General features: G+C 64.1%; 18 protein-coding genes (1 of these 18 only partly in view). 9 read left to right on the forward strand and 9 right to left on the reverse strand.

The features are described 5' to 3' along the window. The 7 genes from HYH08_RS34240 to HYH08_RS34270 form a co-directional block, all read right to left on the reverse strand. A protein-coding gene (locus tag HYH08_RS34240; RefSeq protein WP_220014223.1) for a TRAP transporter substrate-binding protein crosses the window boundary here: on the reverse strand, positions 1-572 show its 5' portion. 520 nt of this gene lie to the left of the window's left edge; 572 of the gene's 1,092 nt are visible here — the first part of the coding sequence; its start codon is at positions 570-572; its stop codon lies off the left edge, out of view. 467 nt (positions 573-1,039) lie between these two features. Continuing rightward, entirely contained in the window at positions 1,040-2,131 is a 1,092-nt protein-coding gene (locus tag HYH08_RS34245; RefSeq protein WP_220014224.1) for a TRAP transporter substrate-binding protein, read from the reverse strand. 433 nt (positions 2,132-2,564) lie between these two features. After that, the gene (locus HYH08_RS34250; RefSeq protein WP_220014225.1) at positions 2,565-3,878 is read right to left on the reverse strand and encodes an NAD(P)H-dependent oxidoreductase; all 1,314 of its coding nucleotides are present in this window, start codon (positions 3,876-3,878) and stop codon (positions 2,565-2,567) included. A gap of 159 nt (positions 3,879-4,037) precedes the next feature. Next, on the reverse strand, positions 4,038-4,838 hold the full coding sequence (locus HYH08_RS34255; RefSeq protein ID WP_220014226.1) for a phytanoyl-CoA dioxygenase family protein: 801 nt from the start codon (positions 4,836-4,838) through the stop codon (positions 4,038-4,040). A 140-nt stretch (positions 4,839-4,978) separates the two neighbouring features. Then, positions 4,979-5,653 carry a GntR family transcriptional regulator gene (locus tag HYH08_RS34260; protein ID WP_220014227.1) on the reverse strand — a complete coding sequence of 225 codons (675 nt, stop codon included), beginning with the start codon at positions 5,651-5,653 and terminating at the stop codon, positions 4,979-4,981. Between the two features lie 155 nt (positions 5,654-5,808). After that, positions 5,809-6,621 (reverse strand): alpha/beta fold hydrolase, encoded by an 813-nt coding sequence (locus tag HYH08_RS34265; RefSeq protein WP_220014228.1) that lies wholly within the window; start codon positions 6,619-6,621, stop codon positions 5,809-5,811. A 2-nt stretch (positions 6,622-6,623) separates the two neighbouring features. Further along, positions 6,624-7,442 (reverse strand): alpha/beta fold hydrolase, encoded by an 819-nt coding sequence (locus HYH08_RS34270; RefSeq protein ID WP_220014229.1) that lies wholly within the window; start codon positions 7,440-7,442, stop codon positions 6,624-6,626. A gap of 135 nt (positions 7,443-7,577) precedes the next feature. On the opposite strand from HYH08_RS34270, the gene HYH08_RS34275 reads away from it, so the two are divergent. After that, positions 7,578-8,120: a methylated-DNA--[protein]-cysteine S-methyltransferase gene (locus HYH08_RS34275; RefSeq protein WP_220014230.1), complete on the forward strand. Its 543-nt coding sequence runs from the start codon at positions 7,578-7,580 to the stop codon at positions 8,118-8,120. Between the two features lie 118 nt (positions 8,121-8,238). Here the strand turns inward: HYH08_RS34275 and HYH08_RS34280 are convergent, their stop codons facing one another. Beyond that, a complete protein-coding gene (locus HYH08_RS34280) occupies positions 8,239-9,783 on the reverse strand; it encodes an acyl-CoA synthetase (RefSeq protein ID WP_220014231.1) in 1,545 nt (514 codons plus the stop codon). Positions 9,784-9,899: 116 nt separating this feature from the next. Then, positions 9,900-11,072, reverse strand: coding sequence for an acetyl-CoA C-acetyltransferase (locus tag HYH08_RS34285; protein ID WP_220014232.1), 1,173 nt, complete (start codon positions 11,070-11,072; stop codon positions 9,900-9,902). 146 nt (positions 11,073-11,218) lie between these two features. Here HYH08_RS34285 and HYH08_RS34290 point away from each other — a divergent pair, with 146 nt between their 5' ends. The 8 genes from HYH08_RS34290 (at position 11,219) to HYH08_RS34325 (ending at position 20,238) form a co-directional block, all read left to right on the forward strand. After that, positions 11,219-11,878, forward strand: a complete 660-nt coding sequence (locus HYH08_RS34290) for a TetR family transcriptional regulator (RefSeq protein ID WP_220014233.1) — start codon at positions 11,219-11,221, stop codon at positions 11,876-11,878. Between the two features lie 52 nt (positions 11,879-11,930). Next, positions 11,931-12,689, forward strand: a complete 759-nt coding sequence (locus HYH08_RS34295; protein ID WP_128968562.1) for an SDR family NAD(P)-dependent oxidoreductase — start codon at positions 11,931-11,933, stop codon at positions 12,687-12,689. 198 nt (positions 12,690-12,887) lie between these two features. Then, positions 12,888-13,694, forward strand: a complete 807-nt coding sequence (locus tag HYH08_RS34300) for an enoyl-CoA hydratase/isomerase family protein (RefSeq protein ID WP_220014234.1) — start codon at positions 12,888-12,890, stop codon at positions 13,692-13,694. A gap of 43 nt (positions 13,695-13,737) precedes the next feature. After that, positions 13,738-15,609, forward strand: a complete 1,872-nt coding sequence (locus tag HYH08_RS34305; RefSeq protein WP_220014235.1) for an AMP-binding protein — start codon at positions 13,738-13,740, stop codon at positions 15,607-15,609. Positions 15,610-15,763: 154 nt separating this feature from the next. Further along, positions 15,764-16,891, forward strand: coding sequence for an acyl-CoA dehydrogenase family protein (locus HYH08_RS34310; protein ID WP_220014236.1), 1,128 nt, complete (start codon positions 15,764-15,766; stop codon positions 16,889-16,891). A gap of 15 nt (positions 16,892-16,906) precedes the next feature. Then, positions 16,907-18,151, forward strand: coding sequence for an acyl-CoA dehydrogenase (locus HYH08_RS34315; RefSeq protein WP_220014237.1), 1,245 nt, complete (start codon positions 16,907-16,909; stop codon positions 18,149-18,151). A 9-nt stretch (positions 18,152-18,160) separates the two neighbouring features. Next, positions 18,161-19,405: an acyl-CoA dehydrogenase gene (locus HYH08_RS34320; protein WP_220014238.1), complete on the forward strand. Its 1,245-nt coding sequence runs from the start codon at positions 18,161-18,163 to the stop codon at positions 19,403-19,405. A gap of 134 nt (positions 19,406-19,539) precedes the next feature. Continuing rightward, positions 19,540-20,238 carry a nitroreductase gene (locus tag HYH08_RS34325; protein WP_220014239.1) on the forward strand — a complete coding sequence of 233 codons (699 nt, stop codon included), beginning with the start codon at positions 19,540-19,542 and terminating at the stop codon, positions 20,236-20,238. Positions 20,239-20,261: the final 23 nt, after the last annotated feature.

Raw genomic sequence — 20,261 nt, forward strand, 5'->3', positions numbered from 1 at the left:
CCGCCGACTTTCGCGATGATCGTGCCGGCAAAGCCGCCGACGCGGAATTTCAATCCCTTGAAATCCTCCATCGACTTGATCTCCTTCCGGAACCAGCCGCCCATCTGCGCGCCGGTCGAGCCGGTCGGAATGCCGACTGTGTTGTACTCCTTCAGCAGGTCGTTGAGCATCTCCTGTCCGCCGCCGAACAGCAGCCAGGAAATATGCGCGCGCGTGTTCAGTCCGAACGGCAGCGAGGTGCCGAACGTGAAGGCGGGATTCTTGCCCCAATAATAATACAGCGCCGTGTTGCCGATCTCGACGGTGCCGTTCGACACGGCATCGAGCACCTGCAGCCCCGGGACGATCTCGCCGGATGCGAATGGCTGGATCTGGAATTTGTTGTCGGTGGCCTCGGCCACGCGCTTGCAGAAATATTCGCAGCCGCCATAGAGCGTATCGAGCGCCTTGGGCCAGCTCGCCGCAAGCCGCCATCGCAGCTCCGGCGACGATTGCGCGATGGCCGGTGCGGCAACCGCGGCGCTGGCCGCAAGGCCGGCGCCCGTCACTCTCAGGAAATCACGACGTTTCATGCGTATCCCTCCGTTGTGCCGATTGCTCGACTTAAGGGAACGATCTTCGTGTCGTCTTGGCTTCGCCGATAACCGACGTTGGTGTGTGACGATGTGAATGTGTCTGACGGCCCTTCAGGGCTCTTGGCGGAGTCCGTGCGTTGCGCTCCGGCGCCGAGGATGGGCGCTCGTCGCGCGATAATCAAGCGCTGTCGTAGTGCTCGCAGTTGCGAAGGCTCCGTGTAGAGCCACACCCACCGCCGTCATGCCCCGGCTTGACCGGGGCATCCAGTACGCCGTGGCGGATGTAGCGAGAGCGAACTCTCCAATGCCCGCCTCTGGAATACTGGATCGCCCGGTCAAGCCGGGCGATGACACCTTTCGAACGGCTCGCGAATTCGCCCGATCGCGCGCTTCACCCCAAAACAAAAAGCCCCGGAGACATCTCCGAGGCTTTCGTCGTTTTCGGCTCTTGAGCCGTCATCGCCTCACGTCTTCGTCCGCATCCGCATCATGAAGCTGTCGAAGCTCAGCTCCGCCACCTGGAACCAGGGCAGGGCCTCGCCGCGATAGGCGGTCAGGCTCGCATACATCTTGCTGAAATGCGGGTTGGTCTTGGACAGTTCGGCATAGGTCTCGTTGGCGGCGGCGTAGCAGGCTTCGAGCACCTCCTGCGGAAACGCCTTCAACGTCGCGCCCGCGACCAGGAGCCGCTTCAGCGCCGGCGCGTTCAATGCGTCGTACTTGCCGGTGATCCAGGTGAAGGTATCGCGCGAGGCGGAATCGATCGCTGCCTGGTAGTGCTTGGGCAGCGCATTCCACTTGTCGAGATTGACGATGTTGTGGCCCTGGCTCGTGCCTTCCCACCAGCCCGGATAATAGTAGTACTTCGCGACCTTGACGAAGCCGAGCTTCTCGTCGTCATAGGGGCCGACCCACTCGGCCGCATCGATCGTGCCCTTTTCCAGCGCCGGATAGATGTCGCCGCCGGCGATCTGCTGCGGCACTGCGCCGAGCCTGGCCATGATCGTGCCGGCGAAGCCGCCGATGCGGAATTTCAGGCCCTTGATGTCCTCGAGCGATTTGATCTCCTTGCGGAACCAGCCGCCCATCTGGGCGCCCGTGGAGCCGGTCGGAATGCCATAGCAATTGTGCTCCTTGAGGAGGTCGTTCACGAGCTCTTGCCCGCCGCCCCAGAGCAGCCATGAGATCTGCTGCCGCGTGTTCAATCCGAACGGCAAGGCGGTTGCAAAGGTGAAAGCGGGATTCTTGCCCCAATAGTAATAGAGCGCGGTGTTGCCGATCTCGACGGTGCCGTTCGACACGGCATCCAGCACCTGCAGACCCGGGACGATTTCGCCCGCCGCGAACGGCTGGATCTGGAATTTGTTGTCGGTGATCTCGGCGACTTTCTTGGCGAAATATTCGCAGCCGCCATAGAGCGTATCGAGCGACTTCGGCCAGCTCGTTGCGAGCCGCCATCTGATCTCCGGCGAGCCTTGCGCGATCGCAGGCGCAGCAACGGCTGTGCTCGCGGCGAGGCCTGCGCCGGTCACCTTCAGGAAATCACGACGTTTCATGCGTACCCTCCGTAATGCCGATGCTTCGACTTCAGGGACGATCTTGCTGTCGTTTTTCTTCGTCGAGGCTCGACGTTGTTTTGTTCGAGGCTTGTTGGCGTTTCCGAACGGCCCTGATGGGCTCTTTTTGTTGGAATTCCGATCATTGCGGTTCCGTCAGCAAGGATGACCGGATGGCCGGGGATAATCAAGCCTCATGCCGACCTTGCGGGTGCGAACACTGACAGACGAAAGTCGGGGGGGGTCGGTGATCTGCTGCGCAATTGAGCAACAACGGCGGTGCGCTCCCTCCCCCGCCTGCGGGGAGCGTCGGGCAGAGGGCGTCTCGACAACGAAGATTCCCCAGAGGAGAAAACCCTCACCCGCGCCTTCGGCGCGACCTCTCCCGCAAGCAGGAGAGGCGAAGAGCCTGCGGCTCCGATCTTTTCCCTTGCTACCCCTCCTTCGCGAAGGCTGTCTCCATCGCCTTGCGCGTCCTGATCGTCTCGCTGTTTGCGTCGAACTCGACATCGCTCCAGCGCACGATCTCGCCATGGGGGACGTCGTGCTTCAGCTTGAGCCGATGGGCGAGGCCGATCGGCAGCGCGCCCGCCTTGAGGCTCGCAGCCGCCGGCACCAGCTTGCCCCATACGGTGTAGCCGCCTTCGCCGTCCAGCATCTCGCCGGCACGCAAGTTTCGCTTGGCCACGGCGGCGACGTCGCCGCGGAAAGCGTGGGGCTGCCCGGTCGGCTCGCCGCGCAGCGCGGCCGACAGGATCGAGATGTTCAGCTCCAGCCCGATCAGGTGGTAGGGCTTGTACATCGCTGCGAAGCGTCCGCTGGAATCCGTCTTCAGGCCATATTGCCTGAAGCAATCGGCGGCATAGTCGTTCGGCGCCTCCAGCACGACATAGACACCCCAGCGCAGGTCGCGGAATACCGGCCGTCCGTCGCGCTCGAGCGAGGAGACGACCTCGACGACGCCAGGCCGTTCGAGCACGCCGCCGCGCGATCGCGGCCGCATGATGTGCGGGAGATCGTCGACGCCGCAGGGCGGAAACAACAGGCCGCCAGCGGGCACGTCGAGGCCGCAGGCGTTGGCGATCGCGGCCATCTCGATCGCCGATTTGGTGCCGTCGAGGAAGGAGTTGAACATCTGCGGATTCATGCCGGCCGACTGCGCTTCGCTCGCGGTCAGCCCATAATGCTGCCAGACACCGTCAGGCGTCACGTCGTGATAAGCCGGCAGATATTTTGTGCCCTTGCCGGCAGCGACGACGCGAAAGCCGGTGGCGCGGGCCCAATCCACCATCTCCGCGGTCAGCGCCGGCTGGTCGCCATAAGCGAGCGAATAGACCACGCCCGCCTTGCGCGCCTCTTCGGCGAGCAGCGGCCCTGCCAGCACGTCGGCCTCGACATTCACCATCACGACATGCTTGCCCGCGGCAATCGCTGCACGCGCATGCCTGATACCGACGGCGGGATTGCCGGTCGCCTCGACCACCACGTCCATCGCGCCGCCGGCGATGGCGCGTGCGCCGTCATCGGTGAAGACGGTTCTGGCGATGAGTTCGGCGCTCCAGCCGACCGTGCGGCAGGCCTCGCGTGCGCGGTCGCGGTCGATGTCGACGATGATGGGCACCTCCAGTCCCGGCGTGTGCGGCACCTGCGCCAGAAACATCGAGCCGAATTTGCCCGCGCCGATCAACGCGACGCGAACGGGTTTGCCGGCGGCCGCGCGGGCCTGGAGGAGGCGGAAGAGGTTCATGGGGGAAATGTCCTGCGAAATGATCGTGTCCCGGACGCGGTGCAGCGTGTAACGCTGCTCCGCAGAGCCGGGACCCAGAGTGAGGGAATCCGTGGCGGCGGGCCCCGGCTCTGCAGCGCACCGCTGCGCGCTGCGCTGCGTCCGGGGCACGAGACCTGTTTACTCCGCCGCCTGCCGTGGCGCGCGCGCGAGCCGCACCAGGGCATCATCGTCCACCGTCTTGATCGGCGCGAAATCGCGGTGTGCGATATACTCCGGCCGCGTCGGTTTTCGGATGTAGTTCGAGACCGCGTTCAGCGTCAGATACACGATCTTGCGCGGATAGGGCGTGATGTTGCCGGCCGAGCCGTGCACCAGATTACCGTGGAACATCAGCATGCCGCCGGGCTTGCCGGTCGGAGCGACGATGCCGCCCTGCTCGACGAGCCGCGTCACCGTGTCCTCGTCCAGCGTCCACAGCGGATAGGACGTTGTCGAAAGGTCATGCGAGGCCTGGAGGTCGCCGGCGTTCTGGCTGCGCGGCACCAGCATCAGGGGGCCGTTGATCGGCATCACCTCGTCGAGGAAGATCGCGATGTTCATCGCGCGCGGCTCCGGCATGCCGTCGTCGCGCTTCCAGGTGCCGTAATCCTGGTGCCATTGCCAGACGTCGCCGGTGAAGGCCGATTTCGCGTTGATCTTGAACTGGTGCATGTAAACCGGCTCGCCGAACAATTGCTCGACCGGCTCGATCATGCGCGGATGCGCGCCGAGAATGCCAAAGGCCTCGTTGTAGAGATGCGCGGCAAACGCCGTGCGCGGCGCGCCGCTCTTCTCGCGCCAGACCTCGGGGCGGTTGGCGTCATAAATGCCGACCGCCTCGCGCGCGAGCAGATCAACCTCCTCCTGGCTGAACAGTTCGGGCAGGAACAGCCAGCCCTCGCGGTGGAAGAACTCCAATTGCTCCTGAGACAATTTCATGGGTCGTTCTCCTTGGTTATTTTGTTTGTCCTCTCGTCATGCCCGGGCTTGTCCCGGGCATCCACGTTCTTTCTTCACCGTGGAGCGAAGACGTGGATGGCCGGGTCAAGCCCGGCCATGACGACGGCATCATTGGTCAGCTACGCGGCCTCGTCCGTCGCCCTCAATCTCTCCTCGGTCATCCGCCCCGCCGTCTGCGCATGCGCCAGCGCGGCGCGTTCGGCCGCCGTCGCATCGCCCGCGAGAATGTGTTTTGCGATATCGGCATGCTCTGACCAGGCGCTGCCGCGATAATCCAGCTCCGAGAGCACCGTCGCCATCGATCGCCGCATATGCGGCCATTGCGGCGTGATCGTTTCCTCAATCACCGGATTGCCGGCGAGCTGATAGATGGCGCGATGAAAATCGACGTCGAGCGCGATCAGCTCGGCCAGCGATGTGTTGCGATCGATGCTGCGTCCGGCCGCGAGCGCCGCATCCAGCCGCGCCCGTCCCGCTGCATCGCTGGCGGCGCGCATGGCGGCAAGCCGCGCGGCGAGTGCATCGATGGCGCCGCGCACCTCGTAGAGTTGGCGGATGCGGGAGGGATCGAGCTGGGTGACGGCAAAGCCGCGCTTGCCGCTCTCGGCGACGAGGCCCTGCCGGTGCAAGAGATGCAGCGCATGCGACACCGGCTGCCGCGACACGCCGAGCTTGTCGGCGAGCTCGTTCTGCCGGATGCGCTGGCCGGGCTGAAGCGTGCGATCGGCGATCGCCTCGAGGATCCGGGCATAGACCTGGTCGATCAGGTTCGGCAGCGGGTCGAGCGGAATCACGCCTATAGCTCCGAAAAGGAATACGGAATTCCGTATTCGAAACTATAGCAAGAGGGGCAGGACGTCAAATTTGTCGTTCCGGCCGATAAGCCTTTGATTTTATTGAGCCGTTCTACTGTGCATGGGGTTGTTTTCGCAAAAGTGAAGGGCCCCCGCTACTCCGCCAAAAACCCGCTCACCACCTCGCCAAATTCCAGCGGCGCCTGTTCGAACATCCAGTGCCCCGCATTCTCGATCACGGCCGTCCTGCTGCCGGCGATGTGCTCCGCCAGGACCCGCCACATCACCGACAGGCTGCCGGTGGTGGCACCACCGCCGATCAGCAATGTCGGCGTCCTGATTGCCTGCGTATCGCTGAGCGTATAGGGCCGCCGCTGCTCGTTGACCTGGCCAAGGAAGGTCAGCGCGTTGTCGCGCAGCTGCTGTTTTGCGGCTGCCGGCACACGCCGCCACGAACCGTCGCCCTCAATGCCTTCGTAAAAATTCTGCAGCGCGCCCTCGCTATCGCCGGCGCGGATCATCTCGACGGAGCGCGCCGTGCGTGCGGCGAGCGAGGGATGCGCAGGCGTGCCTTCAGGCACCGGCAGGCTGGCATCGAGATCGCCGCCCGGCTCGGCCAGCACCAGCTTGCGCACCAGATCCGGACGCGCCTGCGCGACGCGAAACGCAATGTGGCCGCCGCGCGAATGGCCCATCAGATCGACCGGTCCGGGCTGGACCTGCGCAATGAAGGCGATCGTGTCGGCGACGTGCTGCGCCATCTTGTAATCGTCGCCGACGGCCTCCCAATGCTCGGGGAAGAAATGCCGCAGGCTGACCGCGATCACCCGATGGCGCTTCGACAGCGGGCCGAGCACCGAATACCAGGTGCGGAAATCGCCGAGCGTGCCGTGCACGCAGACCAACGGACGGCCCTCGCCGACCTCGAGATAGGCCATGTCGTAGCCGTTGACGCGAAAGCTCTGCATGATCAGCTCGCCAGAAAGTCCAGAACCACTTCGGAATATTTCTGCGGCGCCTGCTCGAACATCGGATGCGTCGCGTTCGGGATGATCGCCGTCTTGGAATAGGGCACATGCGCGGCCAGCGCGTGCAGCACCTTCGGCAGCAGCCCCTTGGTCCGCGCGCCCAGGATGAACAACGTCGGCATCTTGATCGATTCAGCATCGGCCTTGGAGAACGGCGGCCGGTTGTCGCGAACCTGGCCGATCAGCGTGGTGGCATTGTCGCGCAGGTTCTGCTTCACCATCGCCGGCAGCCGCGGCCAGGTGCCGGCGCCCTCCAGCGTGTCGACGAACACGGCAAGGCCGCCATCGATATCGCCGGCGGCGATCTTCTCGGCCGAGGCCATGAACCGCGCCAGCAGCGGCGAGGGACCGCCGGTATAGTCAGGATCAAGGCTCGCATCGAGCTCGCCGCCGGGTTCGGCCAGCACCAGCCGGCGCAGCAGATCCGGCCGCTGCTGCGCCACGCGGAAGCAGATGTGCCCGCCGCGCGAATGGCCCATCAGATCGACCGGCCCGAGATCGAGCTTCTCGATGAAGGCAATGACGTCTTGGACATGCTGGGCGATCGAATAGGTGCCGCCGACACCGTCCCATTTCGCCGGGAAGAAATGCCGGAGGCTCGGGACGATCATCCGGTGCCGCTGCGTCAGCGGGCCGAGCACGCAGCCCCAGACGCGGAAGTCGGAGAGCGAGCCGTGCACGCAGACCAGTGGCGGCCGGCCTCTGTCCTCGCCCACGTCGAGATAGGGCATGTCGTATCCGTTGACGCGGAGGCTTTGCATTCGAGGCTCTCGGAAGGGGGCGGAACTCCTGTGCAAGATTCCCGGAAACCGGGTGGATCGCAACTATTTCCAAGCCTAGATTTGAGGACCAATCACATTGGGGCATGCGACGAACACGCATCCAGGAACCAGACAATGACCGACCAGCATTTCGCCCTGTTCGACACGAAAATCGGCCTCTGCGCCATCGCGTGGGGCCCGCACGGCATCAACGGCACGCAGCTGCCGATGGGCGGCGAGCAGAAGATCCGCACCCGCATCAGCCAGCGCCACGCCGATGCCACCGAAGCCGAGCCGACCGCCGAAGTGCAAGCGGCGATCGACCGCATGACAAGACTGCTCGCGGGCGAGCCCGACGACCTCGCCGATATCGAACTCGATCTCGACGGCGTGCCCGAATTCAATCGCGGCGTCTACGAGATCGCCCGCGCCATTCCGCCGGGCAAGACCGTCACCTATGGCGACATCGCCAAACAGCTCGGCGGCGTCCAGCTGTCGCGCGACGTCGGCCAGGCGCTCGGCCGCAACCCGTGCCCGATCGTCGTGCCCTGCCATCGCGTGCTGGCGGCCGGCAACAAGCCCGGCGGCTTCTCGGCGAACGGCGGCGTGGTGACCAAGCTGAAGATGCTGGAGATCGAAGGCGCGCTGGTGAACCACACGCCGAGCCTGTTTGATTGAAGCGGCTCGCGCCGGCGTCGTAGGGTGGGCAAAGCGAAGCGTGCCCACGCATTCCTCGTGGTCGAGACAGGTCGTGGGCACAGCGCTCTCGCGCCTTTGCCCACCCTACGCATCCCACCTAAATCTTGGCCGCCGTCTTCGGCCAATACTTGTCGCGCAGATGCCGCTTCACCAGCTTGCCCGTCGGCGTACGCGGCAGCTCGGCTTCGAAGTCGATCGAGCGCGGGCACTTGATGGCTGAAAGACGCGACTTGCAATACGCGATCAGGTCGGCCTCGAACGCCTTCCCCGCGCGCGTCAGGTCGTGCGGCTGCACCACCGCCTTGACCTCTTCACCCATCTCCTCGTTCGGCACGCCGAACACCGCGACGTCGGCGATCTCGGGATGGGTGATGAGAACGTCCTCGGTCTCCTGCGGGTAGATGTTCACCCCGCCCGAGATGATCAAGTAGGACTTGCGGTCGGTGAGGAACAGAAAGCCGTCCTTGTCGAGATAGCCGACGTCGCCGAGCGTCGACCAGCCCTTGGCGTTGTAGGCCTTCTTCGTCTTCTCGGGGTCGTTGTGATAGGTGAACGCGGGAGCGTCGGCGAAATAGACCGTGCCGATTTCGCCGACCGGTTGCTCCTCGTCGTTCTCATCCAGAATCTTGATCTTGCCGACCACGGCGCGGCCGACGCTGCCGCGATGCTCCAGCCATTGCTGCGAGTTGCAGACGGTGACGCCGTTGCCTTCCGATCCCGCATAGTACTCGATCAGGATCGGGCCCCACCATTCGATCATCTTGGCCTTGACGTCGACCGGGCAGGGCGCGGCGGCGTGGATCGCGCCCTTCAGCGTCGAGACGTTGTACCTCGCGCGGACCTCGTCCGGCAGCTTCAGCATGCGCACGAACATCGTCGGCACGAGCTGGGATTGCGTGACCTTGTATTTTTCGACGAGCTTCAAAAACTCCTCGGCGTCAAAATGCTCCATGATGATGGAGGTGCCGCCGAGCACGGTCGCCATCATGTTGAAGCGCAGCGGAGCTGCGTGATAGAGCGGCGCCGGCGAGAGATAGATGCTCTGGTCGTTCATGCCGCACATGTCGGCGCAGAGCACCTTCAGAAGCGGGTTCGGCGCATCGATGCTCTTGCCCTCGAAGGCTTTCTTGACGCCCTTGGGCCGGCCGGTGGTGCCGGACGAATACAGCATGTCGTAGCCGGCGATCTCATCGGCGATCGGCGTTGTCGGTTGCGCGGATGCTTCCTTGTCGTAGGAACGGAAACCGGGCAGGGGCTCATCCATCATGTAGAAGATCGGCTCGCCCGCGTTGCCCTTGATCAGCCCCTTGATCTGATCGGCGCAGTTCGGCGTGGTGATCACGACCTTGGCGCCGCAATCCCTGACGATGTAGTCGATTTCGTCCTGCTTCAGATAGCGGCTGATCGCGGTGTAATAGAGGCCGCTCCGTTGCGCCGCCCAGCAGATCTCCATGAAAGCGAGGCGGTTTTCCATCAGCAGCGCGATGTGGTCGCCGGCCTTGAGGCCCAGCGAGCGGAACAGGTTTGCGCCCTGGTTCGAGAGTTCGTCGAGCTCGCGATAGGTGATGGCCTTGCCGGTCCCCGCCATCCGGTAGGCGATCTTGTCGGGCGTGGCGCGGGCGTGGATGGAGGGATGGGTCATGGCGATTTCTCAAAACGCGAATGGCGAGTAGCGAGTGGCGAATAGGAAGAAGGGGAAAATTGCTCTTCGCTTGTTTCACCGTTCGCTACTCGCCATTCACTATTCGCCTTTGCTTTTTACAGCCGCTCCACGATCGTCACGTTGGCCATGCCGCCGCCTTCGCACATGGTCTGCAAGCCATAGCGCTTGCCGCGCTGATGCAGGGCGTGAACCAGCGTCGTCATCAGCTTGGTGCCGGAGCCGCCGAGGGGATGACCGAGCGCGATGGCGCCGCCATTGACGTTGAGGCGTGCCGGATCGGCGCCGGTGGTCTTCAGCCAGCCGGTCGGCACCGAGGCGAAGGCCTCGTTGACCTCGAACAGGTCGATGTCGTCGATCGTCATGCCGGCCTTTTCCAGCGCCTTCTTGGTGGCGTGCAGCGGCGCGTCCAGCATGATGACGGGATCGCCACCGGTCATGGTCATGTGGTGGATGCGCGCCAACGGCGTCAGGCCGAGCTGCTTGAGACCGCGCTCGTTGACCACCATGACGCCGGAGGCGCCGTCGCAGATCTGGCTGGCGCTGGCGGCGGTGAGCTTGCCGTTCTCGGCGATCAGCTTGACGCCCTTGATGCCGTCGAGCGTGGCGTCGAAGCGGATGCCTTCGTCGATGTGATGGGTGTCCTTGCTGCCGTCCGCGCGGGTGATCTCGAGCGGCACAATCTCCTTCTTGAAGTGACCGGCTTGCGTCGCCGCGATCGCGCGCTGATGGCTCTGGAATGAGTATTCGTCGAGATCATCCTTCGACAGGCCGTACTTCTCGGCCATCATCTCGGCGCCAGTGAACTGGCTGAACACGATGTTCGGATATTTTGCCTCGATGCCGGGGCTCTTGTAATTGCCAAAGCCGTTCTTGGCCGGGAGCTGCGACGAGAGGCCCATCGGCACGCGCGTCATCGATTCCACGCCGGCCGCGATCACCACGTCCATGGTGCCGGACATCACGGCTTGCGCCGCAAAGTGCAACGCCTGCTGCGAGGAGCCGCACTGGCGGTCGATCGAGGTGCCGGGCACGCTCTCCGGCAGCTTCGAGGCCATGATCGCATTGCGCGCGACGTTGTTGGACTGCTCACCGACCTGCATCACGCAGCCCATGATCACGTCCTCGACCAGCGCGGGATCGACCTTGGTGCGATCGACCAGCTCATCCAGCACTTTTGCGGCGAGATCGGCCGGATGCCAGCCGGCGAGGCGGCCCCCCTTGCGCCCGCCGGCGGTACGCGCAGCGGCGACGATGTAAGCCTCGGCCATTTCGGTCTCTCCCATGATTGTTCTGAATTGGGTTTGTCGGGTTTTAAGGGGTGGGATATCATTTAGTCAATCGATCAATTAACCCTTGTGATGAGGCGCTGCTTGCGCTTATCTGCGCCCGCTTCCAGCGCCAAACAGGGATCTCCGTGGCTACCAGCGTACCGAACAGGCTCCCAAGCGGGAAAAATTCCACGGCAGAGAAATTGCTCGTGGCCGCCAGCGAGCTGATGATCGAACGCTCCTCGATCGAGATCTCGCTCTCCGACATCGCCCAGAAGTCGGGCGCCAACGCCGCGCTGGTCAAATATCACTTCGGCAACAAGGACGGCCTGCTGCTGGCGCTGCTCGCGCGGGATGCTGCGACGGAGATGTCCAATCTCGAATACCTGCTGGCGCAGCCGATCAGCTCGACGGCGAAGCTGAAGCTGCACATCGCCGGCATTATCCGCGCCTATCACCGGTTTCCTTACATGAACCGGCTGATCCATTATCTGCTGCACGAAAGCGTCGCCGGCTCCGCAGACGAGGTCTCAAAATTCTTCGTCGCGCCGTTGCTCGACTTCCACCGCCGCCTGCTCGCTGAGGGCGTCAGCCGCGGCGAATTCCGCCAGACCGATCCGGTGCTGTTCTACACCAGCCTGATCGGCGCCTGCGATCATCTGTTCTTCGGCCGGCACGCGATGTCTCGCGCGACCGGCGTCGGCCCGGTCACCGACGACGTCTGCCGGCAATACATCAAGCACATGGAAACGCTGATCTGCGGCGGCATCCTCACGCAAGTCGGGGAAGCTGCCGCCGCCGGATAATCCGGCCAACTCTCAAGTCTAGAGAAGAAACGTCCAAGGAAAGGTTGAAGCGATGGAATTGAAAGACGTAGCCGTTCTCATCACCGGCGGTGGTTCGGGTCTTGGCGAGGCGACCGCGCGCGCCATGGCGGCCAAGGGCGCCAAGATCGGCGTAATCGACCAGAACAAGGAGAATGCCGAGAAGGTCGCCGCCGAAGTGAAGGGCATCGCGCTTCATGCCGACGTCACCTCCGAGGAGCAGATCAAGGCCGCGATTGCGAAAGCAGAAGCGGCGCATGGCGTTGCCCGCGTGCTGATGAACTGCGCCGGCATCGGCGGCTCGCAGCGCATCGTCGGCCGCGACGGCGTCTATCCGCTCGAAAAGTTCGCGCGCATCATCAACGTCAATCTGATCGGCACCTTCAACTGCCTGCGTCTGTTCGCCGAACGCCTGGTCACGATCGAGCCCGTCGGTGAAGAGCGCGGCGTCATCATCAACACCGCGTCGGTGGCCGCTTACGAAGGTCAGATCGGCCAGATCGCTTATTCGGCCTCCAAGGGCGGCGTCGTCGGCCTGACCCTGCCGGCCGCGCGCGACCTCGCGAGCCAGAAGATCCGCGTCAACACCATCGCACCCGGCCTGTTCTTCACGCCGCTGCTGATGGGCCTGAACGAGGAAGCCCGCAAGAGCCTCGGCGCCCAGGTGCCGCATCCCTCGCGCCTCGGCGATGCCAAGGAATACGGCGCGCTCGCGGTGCACATTGTCGAGAACGCCATGCTCAACGGCGAGACCATCCGTCTCGACGGCGCGATCCGCATGGCTCCGCGGTAGGCGGTGCTCTTCTTCCTTCTCCCCTTGTGGGAGAAGGTGGCGCGAAGCGCCGGATGAGGGGTCTTTATCCGCAATCTCGTCTGCGGCGACAGACCCCCTCACCCAAGCGAGTATGTGGCTAGCGATGCACATGCATTCTCCCACAAGGGAGAGGGCGCAGCAATCGGCGCCGCGACCCGCGGCTAGCACGAGGCTCCCATGTCCCAACCGCTGCTGATCGAGCATGACGACGGCGTCGACCGGGTGACGCTCAATCGTCCCGACAGCCTCAACGCGCTCGATCCCGCGCTGATCGATGCGCTCAACGTCTATTTCCAGGGCCTGCAGCGAAACCGCGACACGCGCATCGTCGTTCTGCGCGGCGCCGGCAAGAATTTCTGCGCAGGCCTGGACCTCAAGGCGGCGATGGTCCGCCGGGCCGGGCAGCAGGAGCCGCCCGGCGTCACGGAGTCGCTGGATTCGCAGCGCCGCATCGCCGACATCGTGATGCTGATGCGGCGCTGTCCGCAGCCGATCCTGGCGCTGGTGCAGGGCGCGGCGGCCGGCGGCGGCTTTGCGCTGGCGCTGGCCTCCGACATTCGCATCGCGACGAAATCGGCGCGGATGAACTGCGCCTTCATCAAGCTCGGCCTTGGCGGCTGCGACATCGGCACCAGTTATTTTCTGCCGCGGCTCGTCGGTGTTTCCGTGGCATCCGAGCTGATCCTCACCGGGCGCTTCATCGGCGCCGAGCGCGCGCTCGCGGTCGGGCTCGTGTCCGAGGTCGTGGATGAAGACAAGCTCGATGCGGCGGCCGAGCCTTATATCGACGCGATGATGGCGGCCTCGCCCGTGGGCCTGCGCCTGTCGAAGGAATGTCTCAACATGAGCGTCGATGCGGGATCGCTGGAAGCGGTCATCGCGATGGAGGATCGCAACCAGGTGCTGTGCAGCCGTTCGGAAGAGTTTTCGGAAGGCATCAGGGCCTTCCTTGAGAAGCGAAAGCCTGTCTATATCAAGCGCTGAACAACGAAGATCCGCAAAGGACAATAATTCCGGGAGACGCAAAATGAGTGGAAGCGCGGCGGCGGTGATGACGAAACCCGCCTTTCGCAAGGTCGAGTGGCTGGCGCGCGACATCGATGTCGAGCGCCGCGCTGACGGCACGGTGGTGCTGAAGTCGCGCATTCCGCTGCAGGCTTACGAAAAGCATCTTCCGGCGTCGCTGGCGAAATGGGCCAAGGAAGCGCCCGAGCGCATCTGGCTCGCGCAGCGTGGCGGTCCCAACCGCGAATGGCGCAAGGTGTCCTATGGCGAAGCCAAGCGCACCGTCGATGCGCTGACGCAGGCGCTGCTCAATCTCAAGCTCGACGGACGCCCGGTGACCATCCTCTCCGGCAATTCGATCGAGCACGCGCTGATGACGCAGGCGGCGATGCAGGCGCGCTCCCCGGCGGCGCCGGTGTCGCCAGCCTATTCGCTGATGAGTCACGATCACGTCAAGCTGAAGTACCTGTTCGACCTGATCAAGCCGGCCGTGGTGATGGTGCAGGATGGCCCGACCTTCGAGAAGGCCTTAAAGGCACTCGATCTCACCGGCGTCACCGTGGTCCATGTCCTGCGGCCTTGCGACGGCATCAAGAGCGTCAGCTTCGCTGAATTGGCCGCAACGCCCGTAACTGCCGATGTCGATGCGTCGATCGCAAAGATCACGCCCGACACCGTCGGCAAGCTGTTGTTCACGTCGGGATCGACCGGCATGCCGAAGGCCGTCATCAACACGCAGCGCATGATGTGCGCCAATGCGGCGATGATGATGCAGGTGCGGCCGCGCATTCCCGGCGGCCCGCTGCCGGTGGTGCTCGATTGGATGCCGTGGAATCACACCATGGGCGGCAATGCTGCGTTCCATCCGGTGCTGATCGACGGCGGCACGCTCTATATCGATGATGGCCGCCCGATGCCGGGTCAGCTCGAGGAGACGATCAAGAACCTCCGCGAGATCTCGCCGACCTATTACGCCAACGTGCCGGCCGGCTACGCTGCGCTCGCGGCCGCGATGGAGAAGGACGACGCGCTGTGCCGCTCCTTCTTCAAGAACCTGTCGATCATGGCGTATGGCGGCGCGCGGCTGCCCGACGATCTCTACGACCGCATGCAGGCGCTCGCGGTGAAGACCACCGGCGAGCGCATCGTGTTCTATACCGGCTGGGGCTCGACCGAGACCGCACCGACCTCGACCGGCACCTATTGGGACACCGAGCGCGTCGGCCTGATCGGCCTGCCGTTCCCCGGCGTCGAGCTGAAGATGGTGCCGTGCGGCTCGAAATATGAGCTGCGCCTGCGCGGCGTCAACGTCACGCCCGGCTACTTTGGCCAGCCTGATTTGACCAGAAAGATGTTCGATGAGGAGGGCTTCTACTGCATCGGCGATGCCGGCATCTTCGTCGACGATGCCGATCCGGTGAAGGGAATCATCTTTGCTGGCCGCGTGGTGGAAGACTTCAAACTCACCACCGGCACCTTCGTGCATGTCGGTTCGCTCCGGACCGATGCGATCGCGGCCGCAACGCCCGTCGTGCATGACGCACTCGTGGCCGGGCAGGATCGTGCCTTCATCGGGCTCCTGGCCTGGCCGAACCTGCACGCCTGCCGCCAGTTCGTCGGCAAGCCCGATCTGAGCTTCGAGGACGCGGTGAAGCACCCCGAGGTGATCGCCTGCTTCAGGCGCGGGCTGGAAACGCACAACAAGGAGTGCGAAGGCGCCAGCAGCCGTATCATCGCCCGGGCCATGCTGATGGCCGAGCCGCCATCGATCGACGGCAACGAGCTCACCGACAAGGGCTACATCAACCAGCGCGCCGGCCTCGAGCGCCGCGCCGCGCTGGTGGAGCGGCTCTATGCCGACAGACCGGATCAGGATGTGATCGTGCTGCGATGAGTGCGCAAGTCTTTCACCTCGTCATTCCGGGGCGCGACGAAGTCGCGAGCCCGGAATCCATAACCACCAGTCGGGGTTATGGATTCCGGGCCTGGCCCTTCGGGCCATCCCGGAATGACGGCACCAAATGATTGACAACGAATAAGAGGCCGCCATGAACTTCGATTTCTCCGACGACCAGAAGCAGCTCCGCGATCAGGCGCGCAAATTCCTCGCCGAAAAATGCTCGCCCAAGGCGGTGCGCGTCGTGCTTGACGGCAAAGCGCCTTACGACAAGGAACTGTGGAAGGGCCTCGCCGAGATGGGTTTTCTCGGCGTCGCAATCCCGGAAGAGTTCGGCGGTGCGGGTGCCGGTCACCTCGAGCTTTGCGTGATCGCAGAAGAGATGGGTCGGGCCAATGCACCGGTGCCGTTTTCCTCGACGGTTTATCTCGCCGCCGAAGCGTTGCTGATCGCGGGCAGCGATGCGCAGAAGAAGAAGTGGCTGCCCGCGATTGCTTCCGGTGAAGCGATCGGCACGCTGGCGCTGTTCGAGGGCAAGGGCAATCCGGCGCCGAAAAATGTCAAGCTCACGGCTGCGAACGGCGTGCTCAATGGCGTCAAGAAGCCAGTCGCAGACGGCGCGATCGCCGACTTTGCGGTGGTGGCCGCGCGCACGGGATCGAGCGGACGCGACGGCGATATCTCGCTGTTCCTGGTCGACTTCAAGGCTGGTGGCGTCGAGGTGAAGAGCCTCACCAATCTCGATCCGACTCGCGGGCAGGCCGAGATCACCTTCAAGGACGCGAAAGCCGAGCCGCTCGGCGCGGCCGGCGAAGGCTGGAGTATTCTGACCCAGGTGCTCGACCGCGCCGCGGTGCTGTGCGCGTTCGAGCAGGTCGGCGGCGCCGACCGCGCGCTGGAGATGGGCCGCGACTACGCGCTCGACCGCATCGCCTTCGGCCGCCAGATCGGCTCGTTCCAGGCGGTCAAGCACATGCTCGCCGACATGTACGTCTCCGCGACGCTGGCGCGCTCCAACAGCTATTACGGCGCCTGGGCGCTCTCGACCAACGCCGCCGAATTGCCGGAAGCCGCCGCCGCCGCGCGCATCAGCGCGACGCAGGCGTTCCAGCACTGCGCCAAGAACAACATCCAGGTTCATGGCGGCATGGGATTCACCTGGGAGTTCGACTGCCACATGTACTACCGCCGCGCCAACGCGATGGCGCTGGGGCTCGGCAGTCTGTCCTATTGGGAAGACCAGTTGATCGACCGCATGCGCAAGAAGAACGCGGCGTAAGCGAAGGGCACGCATATGAACTTCGATGACACCCCGCAGGAAGCCGAATTCCGTGCTACCGCTCGCGCCTGGATCGGCGCCAACGCGCCCAAGCAATACGAGGACGAGCTGCGCAAATCCTCGCTCGGCCGCACCGTGCTCAAGAACGCCAACATTCTCGAAGTGGCAAAAGCCTGGCAGAAGAGGAAGGCCGATGCCGGCTGGGCCTGCCTGCACTGGCCGAAGGAATATGGCGGCCGCGGCGCCTCGCCGATCGAGCGCGTGATCTGGTCGCAGGAAGAGGGGCCGTTCGGTCAGCTCTCTCGCATGTTCATCATCGGCCACGGCATGTGCGGGCCGACCATGATGGCATTCGCGCGCGAGGAGCATAAGCGCACCTATCTGCCGCCGCTCGCCTCCGGCGAGAAGGTCTGGTGCCAGCTGTTCTCCGAGCCCGCTGGCGGCTCGGACGTCGCGGGTCTCCGGACCCGCGCCGAGAAGGACGGCGACGACTGGGTCATCAACGGCCAGAAGATCTGGACCTCGGGCGCGCATTATTCCGACTACGGCATTCTCCTCACTCGCACCGATCCAACCGTGCCCAAGCACAAAGGCCTCACCATGTTCTTTCTGGACATGAAGAGCCTCGGCGTCGAGGTGCGGCCGATCAAGCAGGCGAGCGGCGCCTCCGACTTCAACGAGGTCTATTTCACTGATGTCCGCATTCCCGACCACCAGCGCCTCGGCGAGGTCGGCGACGGCTGGAACGTCTCGCTGACCACACTGATGAACGAGCGTAGCGCGATCGGTGCCGCTGTCTCGACCGGTTTCCCTGAATTGTTCGAATATTGCTCCAGCCTGATGCTGGACGACGGCCCGGCCATCGAGGATCGCGCGGTGCGCTCGAAGCTGGCGAACTGGGCGGTGAAGGCGAGCGGGCTGAAATACACCAGCATGCGCGCGATCTCCGCGCTGTCGAGGGGCGAGCGGCCCGGTCCGGAGAATTCCATCGGCAAGCTGGTCGCGGGCTCGATGATCCAGGACGTCGCGACCTACGCGCTCGACTTGCAGGGGGCGAGCGGTGTGATCAGCGGCGAGAATGCCGAACTCGCCGGCCGTTTCCAGGCCATGCTGCTGCGCGCGCCGGGCACCCGCGTCGAAGGCGGCACCGACGAGATCATGCGCAACATCATCGCCGAGCGGGTGCTGGGCCTGCCCGGCGATATCCGTGTCGACAAGGACGTGCCGTTCAACAAGATCCCGACAAAGGGAAGAGGGTAGAGGTCCGCCATGAATTTCGACGACACCCCCCAGGAAGCCGCATTCCGCGCAACCGCGCGCAAATGGGTCGACGCCAATGCACCGAAGGAGCTGCATGCCGAGCTGTCAAAATCCTCGCTCGGGCGCATCAAGCTCGCCAATCACGACATCGTCGAAGTCGGCAAGGCCTGGCAGAAGAAGAAGTTCGAAGGCAATTGGGCCTGCCTGCACTGGCCGAAGGAATACGGCGGTCGCGACGCCACGCCGATCGAGAAGGTGATCTGGCAGCAGGAAGAGGGCGTCTACGGCAAGCTGACGCAGCCGTTCCAGATCGGTGAGGGCATGTGCGGCCCGACCGTGATGGCCTTCGGCAGCGAGGATGCCAAGCGTCGCTATCTGCCGAAACTCGCTTCTGGCGAGGAGATCTGGTGCCAGCTGTTCTCGGAGCCGTCGGCCGGCTCCGACGTCGCGGGGCTTCGCACCCGTGCGGAGAAGAAGGGTGACAATTGGGTCGTCAACGGCCAGAAGATCTGGACCTCGGGCGCGCATTATTCCGACTACGGCCTGTTGATCGCGCGGACCGATCCCAATGTCCCCAAGCATAAGGGCCTCACCATGTTCTTCCTGGACATGAAGAGCCCCGGCGTCGAGGTGCGGCCGATCAGGCAGGCCAACGGCATGCAGGAGTTCAACGAGGTCTATTTCACTGATGTCGTGATTCCCGACAGCCAGCGGCTTGGCGCCGTCGGCGAGGGTTGGAGCGTGTCGCTGACCACGCTGATGAACGAGCGCATGTCGATCGGTGCGCGGCTTGCGACCGGCGTGCCTGAGCTGTTCGAGTTCTGCTCGAACCTGATGCTGGAGGACGGGCTCGCCATCGATGATCCCGCCGTGCGCTCGAAGCTGGCGAGCTGGGCGGTGAAATCGAGTGGGCTGAAATACACCAGCTACCGCGCGATCTCGGCCCTGTCGAAGGGCGAGCGGCCGGGGCCGGAGAACTCGATCGGCAAGCTGGTCTCGGGCATGATGCTGCAGGACATCGCGACCTACGCCATGGACCTGCAAGGCGCGGCCGGCGTCCTCACCGGCAGCGATGAGGAGACCGTGCAGGGCCAGTTCCAGCAGATGCTGCTGTCTTCGCCCTCGATGCGCATCGCCGGCGGCACGGACGAGATCTTGCGCAACATCATCGCCGAGCGGGTACTGGGATTGCCGGGCGACATTCGTGTCGACAAGGATGTGCCGTATAACAAGATCCCGACCAAGGGGCGGTGATGTGTCCACCTCCAGCATCTCGTAGGGTGGGCAAAGCGAAGCGTGCCCACCATATGCAGATGCGCCGGGGAAAGTCTGTCGGTGGGCACGGCGCTACGCGCCTTTGCCCCACCCTACGAAGGGCGAACGAATCCATGGACGCTAGAGTGAATCAAAACGACCGTATCGGCGTGCTCGAAGAGCTGCTCAACGAGCGCTATTCCGTCCGCGCCTTTCTCCCGCAGGAGGTCGATCGCGCCACCATCGAGTATGTGCTGAAAACAGCGCAGCGGACAGCTTCCTGGTGCAACAGCCAGCCCTGGCAGGTCATCGTCGCCAGCGGTGAAGCCAAGGAGCGCTTCCGCCAGCTGATCTACAAGGAAGCATCTAGCGGCCTCGGTGACGACTACGACTTCACGCCGCCGCGTGAATATGTCGGCGTCTATCTCGAGCGCCGCCGCGAGAGCGGCTTCCAGCTCTATAACACGCTCGGAATCGCCCGCGGCGACAGAAGCGCTTATGCCAAGCAGGCGCTGGAGAACTACAATTTCTTCGGCGCGCCGCATGTCGCGATCATTCACACCAACGAGCCGCTCGGTATCTACGGAGCGATCGATTGCGGTGCCTATGTCAGTAACTTCATGCTGGCGGCGCAGGCGCTCGGGCTCGGCACCATTCCGCAGGCCGCGCTGGCGCGCCATTCCAGCCTGATCCGCCGTCACTTCAATCTGCCCGACGACCGCCGCATCGTCTGCGGCATCTCGTTCGGCTATGCCGACAATGCGCACAAGGTGAACAGCTACCGCACCTCGCGCGCAACCGTCGCCGACACCGTGACGTTCTTCGACGAATGATCCGACACACGTGCAAAGGCGGC

Source organism: Bradyrhizobium sp. BR 10289 (genome assembly GCF_019455385.1).
Lineage (GTDB): Bacteria > Pseudomonadota > Alphaproteobacteria > Rhizobiales > Xanthobacteraceae > Bradyrhizobium.